Source organism: Rathayibacter tritici (assembly GCF_002932875.1).
Taxonomy (GTDB): domain Bacteria; phylum Actinomycetota; class Actinomycetes; order Actinomycetales; family Microbacteriaceae; genus Rathayibacter; species Rathayibacter tritici.
In genome coordinates, this window is sequence record NZ_PSWS01000006.1 from 1 (window position 1) to 12,485 (window position 12,485).

Consider the following 12,485-nt stretch of genomic DNA (forward strand, 5'->3'; position numbering starts at 1 on the left):
CTCTCAGCTGACGTTGCGTCATGCCTGCGAGGCGGGCTCCTCCACGGAGCGGGAGTCGGTGAGCGAGAGCGACCCGATCGTCCCGATCACCTCGACCGACGTCCGGTTCGCCGGCATCGCCTCGACGAGGGCGACCGCGCAGATCGTCATAATCGTGCGCAGGCCGACCGTCAGAACGACCATCATCACGGCGATCGCGAGGTAGCCACGGTCCACCGCCCAGGCCATCCCGACGAGCGCGCCGACGAGGAGCCCGGTGCCGACGGGGCAGGCCGCACGGTGCCCGAGCCGGGCGGCGAGGCGTTCGGTGATCGGAGTGGCCGCGAGCATCGTGACGATCACGGGCAGGTTCGCGAGGCCGACGCGCACCAGGCTCCAGCCGTAGGCGTACTGGAAGTGCAGGATCAGGCCGAACAGGACGCTCGCGAAGGCGACCGAGGCGCCCAGCTGGGTGAGTGCCGCGCCCCGCACGGGTCCCGCGCGGAAGATCGTGAGATCGATCATGGGCGAGGCCGCACGGCGCTCACGGACAACACAGCCCGCGACCGCCGCGACGGTTCCGGCGGCGCACGCGATCGTGACGAGCGAGAGCCAGCCGTTCTGCACTCCGCTGGTCAGGGTGTAGCAGCCGAGCCCGATCGCGGCGATGGTGAGAAGCGTGCCCGGCAGATCCAGCGGCTCGGAGGTGAGATCGGCGCGTCTGTCCGCCGGAACTCCGAGGCGAGCACTGGAGTCCGGCCCAACTCGATGGCGATATACGAGCGCCTCGGACAGCAGCTCATGACACTCGACCTGACGCCTCGGCAGCGGTTCCACGCCGTGTCCTCCATCGTCAGCTCCGTCGTCGGAGTCGCCGCGGACCTCGCCCAGCCGCCGCCGCGCGAGTTCCTCGAGAGCGGGATGGACCGGGCGGAGTTCCTGGAGCGACGCACGACGACCTCGACGTGTTCCGCTCCGGCCTCGATCTGCTCCTGGCCGGGCTGCGCCTGCAGGCGGGCCGAGGGTGATTCCCGCTGCCGCGACGCTCCACTTCGGCAGTCGCTCACAGTCGCCACACATATCGTTGAGTATCGTTCGGAGAAACAGGAGGTCATCATGAACGGATCGTCATCGACCGGCGCGTTCGGCACCGGCACACCCATCGAGAGCATCTGGCGCGCGATGGAGCAGGCCCGCTCCCGGATGGAGAAGCGCGTCGGCTCCCGCGTCGGCCGGGGGGATGTGCGTACCGCCGTGCTCGCACTCCTCGCCGAGCAGCCGATGCACGGATACCAGATCATCCGCGAGATCGAAGAGCGCAGTGGCGGCGACTGGAAGCCGAGCCCCGGCTCCGTCTACCCGACCCTCCAGCTGCTGGCGGACGAGGGCCTCATCACGGCCGACGAGCAGAACGGCCGCAAGACCTACACACTGACCGACGCCGGCCGCGCGACGGTCGCCGAGCACGGCATCTCGACGCCGTGGAGCGACTCGGATCACGTCGACTTCGGCGCCCTGCCCAAGGCGGGCCTCGAGCTCGCCCAGGCCGCGGCGCAGGTGGGACGCTCGGGCACCCCCGAGCAGATCCGCAAGGCCGTCGCCGAACTCGAGGACGTGCGCCGCCGCCTGTACGCGATCCTCGCGCAGGTCTGAGCCGGGTGGCCTCGGTCAGCCCGGGTCCCGCCGCCCCGGGCCACCGAGAGCGGGAGGACCGGCGGCGCTACCGCCGGATCCTCCGCTTCGCCGCGTGGCACCTCGCGGTCACCTGGTTCTTCGACCTGCTCCTGCCGCGGGTCGGGCTCACGCGGATCGCGCTGCGCACCCGACCGGGCCGGATGCGGCGCTTCGCGCGCAGCTTCCACGTGCTCGCCGTCGACCTGGGCGGCCTGATGATCAAGGTCGGCCAGTTCATGTCGTCGCGCCTGGACGTCCTGCCGCCCGAGATCACGCGCGAGCTGGAGGGGTTGCAGGACGAGGTCCCACCCGTCGCGTTCGCGCGGATTCGGGCGCTGGCTGAGGCCGAGTTGGGGCTGGTACTCGAGCGCGCGTACGCCGGAGTCGAGGAGTCGCCGGTTGCCGCCGCCTCGCTGGGGCAGGCCCACCGCGCCCGGCTCGCCCCCGCCGATGCCGCCGACACCGGTCACTCCGCCGCGATCATGAAGGTGCAGCGGCCCGGGATCGACCAGATCGTCGAGGTCGACCTCGCGGCGCTGCGCCGGGTCGGCGGCTGGCTCAGCCACGTGCGCCTGGTCTCGGACCGCGTCGACGCCCCGGCGCTGGTCGAGGAGTTCGCGGTGACCAGCCTCGAGGAGATCGACTACCTGCAGGAGGCGGCCAACTCCGTCCGTTTCGCCGCCGACTTCGCCGGTGACGCCCGAGTGGCCGTGCCCGATGTGGTGTGGGAGCGCTCGACGCGCAGGGTCCTCACCCTCGAGGACGTCACCGCGATCAAGATCACCGATCACGCCGCACTGCTGGCCGCCGGGATCGACCCGCGGGAGGTCGCTCCGGTCTTCGCCGCCGTGATGTTCGACCAGCTCTTTACCAACGGTTACTTCCACGCCGATCCGCACCCCGGCAACGTCTTTGTCACGCCGACCCCCGGGGCCGAGCTGCCCTGGCGGCTCACGTTCATCGACTTCGGGATGATGGGCGAGGTGCCGCCGAGCACTCGCGCGGGGCTGCGCCGGATGCTGATCGCTGCCGCCTCCCGTGACGGCAAGGGACTCGTCGACGCGGCCCGAGCGGTCGGCGTCCTCCTCCCCTCGGCCGACTCCCGCGAGCTGGAGCGCGCGTTGACGCAGCTGTTCGCCCGGTTCGGCGGGATGGGCTTCGCCGAGCTGCGGGAGGTGGATCCGCGCGAGTTCCGCGACTTCGCCGTGCAGTTCGGCGATGTGGTGCGCGCGCTGCCGTTCCAGCTGCCCGAGAATTTCCTGCTGGTCATCCGCGCGATGTCGCTGACCTCGGGGGTGTGCAGCGCCTTGGACCCGGCCTTCAACCTGTGGGACTCGGTCGAGCCCTACGCTCAGCAGCTGATCCGCGAGGAGCGCGGCTCCGTCGTGCAGGACGTCGGCACGCAGGCTGTCGCCACGCTCGGCCTGCTCTGGCGCCTGCCGCGCCGCCTCGACGAACTCGTCACGACGCTCGACGACGGCGAGCTCGCGGTCACCGTCCCCACGATCGAGCGCCGCCTGAACCGGCTTGAGGGCACCGTCCGCCGCGTCATCTCGGCGGTGCTGTTCGCGGGTCTGCTGATCGCGGGTGCCGTCGTACGGCCGGATGACGGTGGGTTCGGGACGGTGCTGATGATCGCCTCGGTGCTACCGCTCCTGCACGCCCTGCTGGCCCGCGGGCCGCGCGGCTGACGGCGGCTGTCGATGCGCCGGCGCGGACGATCCGCGTATCGCCCGTGTCGCTGATTCGGACGATGCCCTGGTAACAGCGGTCCTGGTGTGCTGTGAGCATGCATCCGGCACCCAGCACCTCCGCCTCCCCCTCGCGCAGACTCGGCCCCGGCCGCGCCATCGCCTCGGCCCTCGTCGCCCTCAGCCTCCTCGCGGGCGGATCGGCCGTCATGGCACTACAGGGGCACGATCCTGCCGCAGCCGCGATAAGCGCACTCGACGGGCCTGATGAGCAGGACGGCTTCATTGCCGACGGAGACTCGGTCTCACCGTTCGCCGACGAGCTTCCGGCGATCTCCCGGCTTCGCCCGGCTCTGCGCACAGCCGTCCAGGCGGCCGCGGCCGATGCGGGCGACGAGGTCCACATCCTGATCACCAACGGCTGGCGCAGCGAGCGCTACCAGCAGGCCCTGTTCGACGATGCCGTGCGCCGCTACGGCAGCGAGGAGGAAGCCGGCCGCCTGGTAGCGCCCGTCGACCGATCGCGCCACGTCACCGGCGACGCCGTGGATGTCGGCAACGCGCAGGCGGACAGCTGGCTGTCCCGGCACGGCGCCGACTACGGCCTCTGCCAGATCTACGCCAACGAGATCTGGCACTTCGAACGAGCGACCACGCCGGGCGGCGAGTGCCCGGCCCTGCTGCCGGACGCGAGCGCGGGGTGACCCGCCGGCGCGGACACGGTCGCGGATGATCGCTCGGAACCCTCACTCCCCGGGGACGAGGGGGAGTCACGACGAGTGGAGGGCCCGCAGGGCGTGCCCGGCTCAGGGACTCGACGCGCACTCGGAGCAGGAGCGGACGGCGCTCGCGGGGTCGGACCCCGGGACGGGACCAGCCAAGCGCCCGCTGTCGCGGGAGTGACCCGGGACGGTCCTCTCGAACGCCACAAGCAGGTCTCGAAGTGCGCGGGCGTTCGGCAGGCCGACCTGCCGCGCGACCCGCTCCATCTCCGGCCTCCCGACCTGCGAGTACGTGCGAAGGAGATCCTCCGCAGCATCGGCTCTTCGCATCCGAATCTCTCGCACGGGGGTTGTGCCGAGAGACGCGAAAGCCATCTGCAGACGCCGCTGCGTGACCGACATCTCCTTTGCGAGAGTCGCGATGGAGAGCCCTCTGTCATCGAGCTCGCACCGAATGGTCCGACGGGCGGCGACGATGAGGCGCCGGTCCGATGGGCTGATCCGAACCGGTAGATCATGATCGGTGTCCTCGACGAGATCGGCGGCGAGAGCTTCGACCGCGACGACAATCCGCCGACTGATACGCCGAGCCGGTTCGTCCAGGCCGGCGAGGATCTCATTGACGAGGACGGAGAGCGGTCGAACAGAGCTGACGGTCCGCGGGACGAACGAGGAGTCACTGAGCAATCCGGGCGCAACTCGATCGCCTGATCCCCTTCCCAGCTCGATTTCGATGACGGCCGAGGGAGCGGTGCTCGCGGTCGAGACGAGACTTGCCGACCGATAGAGCACTGCATCCCCTTTCTCCAGGACGTGGTCGTCGCCCCCCGCTCGCAGCACCATCTCTCCCTCGGTGAGCACCGTGATCGACACGCCCTCCGACTGGGAATCCGCATTCGTCACGGTACTGGCGCTGGTCCAGAGCCTCGCGAGGGCGAGATCCCGAGATCGATAGATATCTGCAGCGAGCCGGAGGTCGTCTCGTCGATCGGGCGAGCGACACAGCGCTTCCAACCAGGTCGCGGCCGGCTCACCCGAAAGGGCGACCCCTCTCGAGAACACCGTCCGATCAGCTCGCAGCATTCGTCCCAGCCTCTCGTTCCTCCTGTCTCCCGGCCGGGACGCGCAGAAGAGGAGAAGCGAGACAGCGTCGACCGACCGGGAGCCGAGGGGCGGCCGCAGGTACCGCAGTCGCGCCCTACCGGTGCGGTCGAGCAGCACTCGGACCTGTAAGAGGAGAAGCGGAGGGGACCTGTCGCGAAACATGAGCTTATCATCGACTCACGCACCCGCTCCGCCGGAAGGGTGCGCGCTCAGGAGCAGGTCAGCGTCGGGCGCTTGATCTGAACATTGTGGTTGGCGTTCTGCTTATCCGTAAGGTGCGAGAGCCGGATTCGATAGCGGAACGTGTAATCCCCATCAGTATCGGGAGTGAACGTGGCGGACGCCGCGACCGGGTCCCCTGTGTTCGGGTCGATGAACGCCCCTCCGGCTCCGGCGTCGGTGGACGCCATGTAGACCTTGCCGCCGCCGATCAGCACGTCATAGGCCGCGTAGGACACGTCATTGCCGGGACCGTTAGCGAAAGCCGACCAGTTGAACGTGTAGGAGTGGCCTGCGACACCCTTGAACGGGAACTCGATGTAATAGCTGTAGTAATCGCTCCGGGTCGCATCCTTCGTGTTCCACCACGACGTGCCGTCAGTGGTCCAGCCATAGCCGCCGGTGCCGCCCGAATCTCCATCCGATCCACTCGCGCCTGTCCAGCCCGAGGATTCCGGCACAGTCGGGCAGACGAAGTCCTTCGAGGCAGCCGCGGCGGGAGTCGCGATCGCGACAGAGACGGCCGGGATACTCCAGGCAGCCCCCTTCACCAGTGTTCGTCGGGCGAAGCCGTCGTGAGCCGGGATGATCCAGTCTCCTCCGAGAGTGACCTCACGGGTCGAATCCGATGTTTTCGTCATTTATTCCTCCACGTGTTTGTTCGTACGTCTCCGATCTTGAAGGACAGCGATAGCGGCGGTCGGTAGAGGTGCTGATCGCTTCGCGATCTCGGGCGATCCTTTCGGATATCCGTTCGTCGGTACGAGCTCCGTCGACCCCTCGTCCGCCGCTCTCCTGATCCGATTCGTCACGAACGCTCGTCACGACAGCCGGGAGGCAGCCCTTCGTGACGAATCGATACCCGGGGGGTTACGGGTGGGGGCGCGGAGGCGGAAGAGCGCGCACGGGGGCGACGGACGCGCGGCGGATGAGCCGCGTCTCCAGCTCCATGCGGGTCGCCGAGGCGAGCGGAGTCGCGGACCGGTGCGCCTGGTGCAGCATCCGGAAGGCGATGGCGCCCATCTCGCCGATGGGCTGCTGGATGGTGGTCATCGGCGGGGTCGCCCACGCCGACTCCTCGACGTCGTCGAAGCCGATGACGCTGAGGTCGCGGGGAATGCGCAGGCCCGCGTCGTCGGCCGCCTCGTAGACGCCGAGCGCCATCACGTCGGAGCAGGCGAAGACGGCGCTCGGCGCGTCCGGCTCGGCGAGCATCGCCTGGGCGGCCTCGCGGGCCAGTTCGCGGTCCCAGTCGCAGTAGGCGACGCGCGGCTCGGCGACCCCGGCAGCGCGCAGCGCGGAGGTGAAGCCGTCGATCCGGGCGCTGCTGTAGAGCTGGGTGCGGGTGCCGCCGAGCACGCCGAAGCGGGTGTGGCCCGCGGCGAGGAGGTGCTCGGCGGCCATGCGTCCCCCGTCCCAGTTGGTCGCGCCGACGCTCGCGACGTCGGCCGGGGGCCGGGTGCTGGGGTCGACGACGACGACGGGCAGCTCGGCGGTGGTGAGCAGGTGCAGTTGTGCGGCCGAGACGTTGACCAGCACCACGATGGCGCCGAGCGAGGGACGGCGGAGGAGGCGGCTGATCCAGGCGCCGTCGTCGCGGGCGCGGGTGAGCACCAGATCGACCCCGGCGGCGGAGGCCTCGGCCTCGATACCCTCCAGGACCGGGCCGATCCAGGTGCCGCCGATATGCCCGACGACGACGTCCACGATCTGGGCAACGTGCGGGTCCTCGACCGGGGGCCGCAAGCGCGGCCGGCGTCGGTAGCCGAGCTCGTGCGCCGCCTCCATCACGCGCAGCCGCGTCGCCTCCGAGACGTCGGTGCCGCCGTTGAGCACCTTCGAGACCGTGGGCACGCTGGTCCCTGCGCGGCCGGCGATGTCCGCCATCGTGGGTCGGGGGTGTGCTCCGGAGGCGTCGACGTTCTCGGGCATGAGCCCACCGTAGCGGACACCCACTTTCGCAACTAGTCCACTGAGCGGACGGGTTGCTCCGCCCGACAACCGAGGTGCATGATGGTCGAACGCCGAGACCGCCGCGCAGAAGTTGCGCAAGTCCTGTTCGACGACGAACCGCGGAGTGATCCGCCTGCACCTGAGGACGACGATGACCGACATCCCTCCGACCACACCCGGCACGACGCCTCCGACTACCCCTGGCAGGACGGCTCTCGTCGTCCGAGGGGGCTGGGACGGCCACCAACCGGTCGAGGCGACCGAGCTATTCCTGCCGTTCCTGCGCGAGCACGGCTACGACGTGCGCGTCGAGGAGTCGACCGCCGTGTACGCCGACGAGGACTACCTGCGGACAGTGGACCTGATCGTGCAGTCGAACACGATGACCGCCATCCAGTGGGAGGAGTTCCTGGGACTGCGCGCAGCCGTTGAGCGCGGCACCGGCCTCGCCGGCTGGCACGGCGGCATCGCCGACTCCTACCGCGACAACTCCGACTACCTCCAGCTGATCGGCGGCCAGTTCGCCTCGCACCCCGGCAAGCACCCGGAGGAGCGCACCGGTGAGCAGTCGGACAACGACGTGCCGCACACGATCGAGATGACGGCCCTCGCCGCCGACCACCCCATCACGCACGGCATTTCCGACTTCGAGCTCGTCACCGAGCAGTACTGGGTGCTGCACGACGACTACAACGACGTGCTCGCCACGACCACCCAGGCGGTCCGCCCGTGGGACCCGTGGAAGCGCCCGATCACCTCCCCCGCGATCTGGACCCGCCTCTGGGGCGAGGGCCGCATTTTCGTCTCCACGCCGGGCCACCGCGTCGAGATCCTCCAGGACGAGAACGTCCGCACCATCATCGAGAGGGGCATGCTGTGGGCGTCCCGCTGAGAGTCGGCATCATCGGAGTCGGGAAGATCAGCGAGCAGTACCTCGCGAACCTCCCGACCTTCCCCGGCCTCCGCCTCGTGGCGGTCGCCGACCTGAACCAGGAGCGCGCGCAGCAGGTTGCCGACGAGCAGGGCATCCGCGCCCTCACCGTCGACGAACTGATCGATGATCCCGAGATCGACGCCGTGCTCAACCTCACGATCCCGGCGGCGCACGTCGAGATCGGCACCCGAGCCCTGACGGCGGGCAAGCACGTCTTCGCCGAGAAGCCGCTCGGCCTGAATCCGGCAGAGGCCGCTCCGATGCTCGACCTCGCCGATGAGCTGGGCCTGCGCTTCGCGAGCGCACCGGACACGGTGCTCGGAACGGGCGTGCAGACCGCACGCCGCACTCTCGACTCCGGAGTGATCGGCACGCCGATCGCCGCGCAGGTGCACTGGACCGCGCCGGGACATGAGCGCTGGCACCCGGCGCCGGAGTTCTACTATCAGCCGGGCGGCGGGCCACTGCTGGACATGGGTCCCTACTACCTGACGGCGCTCGTGCATTTCTTCGGGCCGGTCGTGCGCGTCACAGGTCTGGCCACTCGCTCCGATCGCCCGCGCACGATCGAGACCGGACCGAAGGCGGGCACGCCGATCGAGGTCACGATCGATACGCACATCACCGCGCTGCTGGAGCACGCGAATGGAGTCGCCTCGACCATCACCGTGAGCTTCGAGGTCTGGCGCAGCCGGGCGCCGAAGTTCGAGGTCTACGGCACAGAGGGCACCATCTCGGTCCCGGACCCGAACATGTTCTCGGATCCGGTCGAGGTCGCGGTCCGCGACGAGGAATGGCGGGTCGTCCCCGACTCCGCCGGTGTGATCGACACCGGGCGCGGAGTGGGGCTGGCCGACCTCGCGGAAGCGATTGTCGAGGACCGGCCGCACCGCTCCTCCGGCCGCGTCGCGCTGCACGTGCTCGAGATCATGGACGCCGTACTTCGCTCGACCGAGGACAGGGCGGTCGTGGCGATCGAGAGCACCGCCGAGAAGCCCGAGGTGATGCCGTTGCGCGCGGCCGACTCGATCGGGGGCTGACCAACCCCAGCCTGTCCCAAGCCCGTCAGGACGGCCGCTCGGCGGTCCTGGGTCTCTCAAGGGGCGGACAGCGGGCGATCGCCGCCAGCGCTACGGTCCCCATTCGGGGGCCTTCGGCGGCGCGGAGCGTAGAATCGGACGTCCGACGGTCGTCCGCCGTCGTCGCGTGCGGAGGGGGAAAATGGCCGTGGCAGTCGGCTTCCGACGGAGCGGGGAGCTTTGCGCCCTCTCGCGACCTCGACTTCGGGCGGTCGGCGCACCGCTGTTCCGCGGCGGTCGCCGCTCGCGGCTGTCCGGCTGGTTGAGCATGCCCGGCGGCCCGGGCCTGGTCCGCCCCTCCGCGCTCGCCCCGGCCTGGGAGGCGCCCCTTCTCCGGCTGGTGCGGACAGGGGCACCGGCCTCCGAACTCCACGCGGCGACAGCCGACTCACCCGAGGGCTCGCGCATCGCGGCGGTCATCGAGCTCGTCCGAGACGCCCTGCACTCGCCCGACGGCGACCGCGCGCTGCGTCTCACGTGCTGGCTCGTTCGACTGCGCTACGACCCCTCCACCGACTCCTTCCTCCGCCGCTACGGGATCGCACTGACCGTCCGCCTGCCCCTCAGCGGTGGCCTCGACGTGGAAGTACCGCTCAATTCCGTCGCCCTGCGCCTGCTCTATGCCGAGCTGATCGCCTCGATGGATCACGTCGCTGCTGCTGCGGCGGTCGAGACGCTGGAGCCGTCGACCCTCGCGGCGTCCACGCTCGCCGCGCTCTACTCCGCCCGCCGCCGATGGAACGATGTCGTCGAGTTCTCGGCCCCGATCGAGAACGTCGATGCGGCCTGCGCCGCCGTCCTCATTCGCCGCGGCGTCGCCCTGCGGGAACTCGGGATGACCGCGGGCGCTCTCGAGGCGTTCGACCGCGTCGTGCGCCCGACCGTCACCAGCGCCCGACCCGCCGAGCTCCGTGCGGAGGCGCTGCTCGAGCGGGCGAGCACCCTCCTCTCGGACGGGCGCCGCACACCGGCTCGCCGTGATCTGGAGCGCGTCCTCACGCACTACCCGGACAGCGCCGAGGCGCAGGACCTCCTGGCGGTCGTGCAGCACTGACGCGGCCCAGCACTGACGCGGCCCGGCGACTCAGCCCTCGGCCTGCGAGGGCTTGTCGGCCTGGTCATCCGGGTCCTCGACCGGGCTCGGGGTCTGCTCGCTCATCGCAGTCCCTCCGGCCGGTCGGACGTGGCGGACGGCTCGGGGTGCGCCTCGAACTCCATCCAGGCGCGGTCCAGGTCGGCCTGGGCCGACTCGGGCTCGCTGGCGAAATAGCCGTCGTAGATCGCGCGGCCACCGTGCTCGGGCAGGTCGTCGCGGGACCCGAAGGCGTGCGCGAAACGGCCGACCTCGTCGTCCCTCTTCTGCTGATCCCGCAACCAGGCGGGGAAGGTCTGCGTCATGGGTGACACCTCTCTCTCCTGCCCCTAGCCAATCCCCCACCGCGGATCCCGGCAAGCCCTTCCGCCCTGCGCCCTGAGGGGCCAGGCTTCGTGCGCCCTCGTCCGCGCCTCGCCGTCGCCCGGGATCAATCAGCGCCAGCGCCGATCAGCGTCGGCGCCGTCCCCTACGCTGACGGGCGGAAGAGGAGGTGACGGCATGGTCGAGCTCTCGAGCGACCCGCGCGATGGTTGAGGCCGTCGTCTCGGCCGGGCGGCTGCGCGGGCGGAGGATCGAGACGCCGGACGGGGTCGCGCGCGCCTTCCTCGGCGTGCCCTACGCGGGCGATGCTCCGCGGTTCCGCCCGGCACCGCCGGTGCAGCCCTGGAGCGGGCGGCGGGAGGCGAGGGACCCGGGTCCGGCCGCCCCGCAGACCGCGGGCGGGAGCGAGCACGGCTGCCTCACAGTGAACGTGTGGACGCCCGAGACCGCGGCGGATCGACCGGTGCTCGTCTGGATCCACGGCGGGCTGCACGTCGCCGGTTCCAACGCCGAGCCCTTCTGCGATGGAGCGCGCCTGGCCGCCCGGACCGGCACCGTCGTCGTGGCGCTCAACCACCGGCTCGGTGCGCTCGGCTTCCTCACCCTCGATCACCTCCTCGGCGACGAGTTCCGCGGTTGCGCGAACCTCGGCCTGCACGACACGCTCGCCGCTCTCGCGTGGATCCGCGCCGACATCGCGGCATTCGGAGGAGACGCCGACCGGGTGACGCTGGCGGGCCAGTCCGCGGGCGCGACGTCGGCCGCGATGCTGCTCGCGGCACCCCGCAGCGCGGGCCTGTTCACGCGGGCGGTACTGCAGAGCGCGAGCCCCGAGCGGATCGGGTCGCGGGAGTACGGCGAGGACGTGACCGCCGATCTGCTGGGCCTGCTCGGCGCGGCGCCGGAGCAGCTCCTCGACCTGCCCTGGCCGCGCCTGATCGAGGCGCAGGACCGCCTGCTCGCCCAGCGCTCGGCGGCGGGTCCGAACACGGTAGCCGTGTTCCGGGCGGCAGTCGACGGCCACCTGCTGACCCAAGACCCGGTGTCGGCCATCGCCTCGGGGGCCTCGAGCGGAGTGGACCTGATCGTAACGACGAACGTGAACGAGAGCTCCGGCGCCGTCGAGCTGCGGGCCCCGGACTCCCCCGAGCTACGCGCGCAGCTGGACCGGCACCTCGCCGACGTGCTGCCGGGCGGGGACGCGACCGCCTACCGCGAAGCACTGGCGGCCGACCTGGGCCGCGCGCCCTCCGACGCCGAGGCTCTGGAGGCCTGCGTCACAGACGAGATCTACCGGCAGCCGAGCCAGCGCCTCCTCGACGCGCGGGCCGCGGCGACCGGATCGACGCACGCCGCCCTGTTCGCATGGCGCGTCAACGACTCCCGCGGCGCCACCCACTCCCTCGAACTGCCGTTCCTCTTCCGCAGCCTCGACGCCGCGCGCGCGATGATCGGGCCGGCTCCGCACCGCCTGAGCGAGGAGATCTCGACGCGCTGGGCGGAGTTCGCCGCCACAGGCGACCCGGGCTGGCCGGAGTACGGGCGAGAGCGCACGACCCTCGTGCTCGATGACCCGCTCCGGATCGTCGACGCGCCCCGCGAGCACCTGCGCCGCCTGGTCGCCGGACACCGGCGCTGAGAGGCGCTCACGACGACTCCGGCCTTCGTCGGGCCGCCCGATCCGCCCGGCAACTGGCCCCGACCGAACAGTTA

At 70.7% G+C, this 12,485-nt stretch carries 12 protein-coding genes; 7 read left to right on the forward strand and 5 right to left on the reverse strand.

The window, feature by feature from the left end; translation table 11 throughout:
- Positions 1–18 precede the first annotated feature (18 nt).
- Positions 19–816 carry an MFS transporter gene (locus tag C5D07_RS01445; protein ID WP_249028141.1) on the reverse strand — a complete coding sequence of 266 codons (798 nt, stop codon included), beginning with the start codon at positions 814–816 and terminating at the stop codon, positions 19–21.
- A 279-nt stretch (positions 817–1,095) separates the two neighbouring features.
- Between C5D07_RS01445 and C5D07_RS01455 the strand changes: the two genes are divergently transcribed.
- The 3 genes from C5D07_RS01455 (at position 1,096) to C5D07_RS01465 (ending at position 4,048) form a co-directional block, all read left to right on the forward strand.
- Entirely contained in the window at positions 1,096–1,632 is a 537-nt protein-coding gene (locus tag C5D07_RS01455; RefSeq protein WP_104258466.1) for a PadR family transcriptional regulator, read from the forward strand.
- A gap of 5 nt (positions 1,633–1,637) precedes the next feature.
- Positions 1,638–3,344, forward strand: coding sequence for an ABC1 kinase family protein (locus tag C5D07_RS01460; RefSeq protein WP_104258467.1), 1,707 nt, complete (start codon positions 1,638–1,640; stop codon positions 3,342–3,344).
- A gap of 98 nt (positions 3,345–3,442) precedes the next feature.
- Positions 3,443–4,048, forward strand: a complete 606-nt coding sequence (locus tag C5D07_RS01465; protein ID WP_068257694.1) for a M15 family metallopeptidase — start codon at positions 3,443–3,445, stop codon at positions 4,046–4,048.
- Positions 4,049–4,150: 102 nt separating this feature from the next.
- On the opposite strand, the gene C5D07_RS01470 is transcribed toward C5D07_RS01465, so the two are convergent.
- The 3 genes from C5D07_RS01470 to C5D07_RS01480 all read right to left on the reverse strand — a co-directional run bounded on the left by C5D07_RS01470 (position 4,151) and on the right by C5D07_RS01480 (position 7,321).
- Positions 4,151–5,287 carry an AraC family transcriptional regulator gene (locus tag C5D07_RS01470; RefSeq protein WP_146076785.1) on the reverse strand — a complete coding sequence of 379 codons (1,137 nt, stop codon included), beginning with the start codon at positions 5,285–5,287 and terminating at the stop codon, positions 4,151–4,153.
- A gap of 92 nt (positions 5,288–5,379) precedes the next feature.
- Entirely contained in the window at positions 5,380–6,030 is a 651-nt protein-coding gene (locus tag C5D07_RS01475; protein ID WP_104258470.1) for a flagellar hook-associated protein FlgL, read from the reverse strand.
- 229 nt (positions 6,031–6,259) lie between these two features.
- On the reverse strand, positions 6,260–7,321 hold the full coding sequence (locus C5D07_RS01480; RefSeq protein WP_170063477.1) for a LacI family DNA-binding transcriptional regulator: 1,062 nt from the start codon (positions 7,319–7,321) through the stop codon (positions 6,260–6,262).
- Between the two features lie 172 nt (positions 7,322–7,493).
- Here C5D07_RS01480 and C5D07_RS01485 point away from each other — a divergent pair, with 172 nt between their 5' ends.
- From C5D07_RS01485 to C5D07_RS01495, 3 genes are all read left to right on the forward strand, one after another.
- Positions 7,494–8,234: a ThuA domain-containing protein gene (locus C5D07_RS01485; RefSeq protein WP_104258486.1), complete on the forward strand. Its 741-nt coding sequence runs from the start codon at positions 7,494–7,496 to the stop codon at positions 8,232–8,234.
- A complete protein-coding gene (locus C5D07_RS01490; protein ID WP_104258472.1) occupies positions 8,219–9,316 on the forward strand; it encodes a Gfo/Idh/MocA family protein in 1,098 nt (365 codons plus the stop codon). Before C5D07_RS01485 ends, C5D07_RS01490 begins: the two co-directional genes overlap by 16 nt.
- 181 nt (positions 9,317–9,497) lie before the next feature.
- Entirely contained in the window at positions 9,498–10,409 is a 912-nt protein-coding gene (locus C5D07_RS01495; protein WP_068255806.1) for a tetratricopeptide repeat protein, read from the forward strand.
- Positions 10,410–10,510: 101 nt separating this feature from the next.
- On the opposite strand, the gene C5D07_RS01500 is transcribed toward C5D07_RS01495, so the two are convergent.
- Positions 10,511–10,753, reverse strand: coding sequence for a hypothetical protein (locus tag C5D07_RS01500; protein ID WP_068255807.1), 243 nt, complete (start codon positions 10,751–10,753; stop codon positions 10,511–10,513).
- Between the two features lie 224 nt (positions 10,754–10,977).
- Here C5D07_RS01500 and C5D07_RS01505 point away from each other — a divergent pair, with 224 nt between their 5' ends.
- Positions 10,978–12,411: a carboxylesterase/lipase family protein gene (locus tag C5D07_RS01505; RefSeq protein WP_104258474.1), complete on the forward strand. Its 1,434-nt coding sequence runs from the start codon at positions 10,978–10,980 to the stop codon at positions 12,409–12,411.
- The last annotated feature ends 74 nt before the right edge of the window (positions 12,412–12,485 follow it).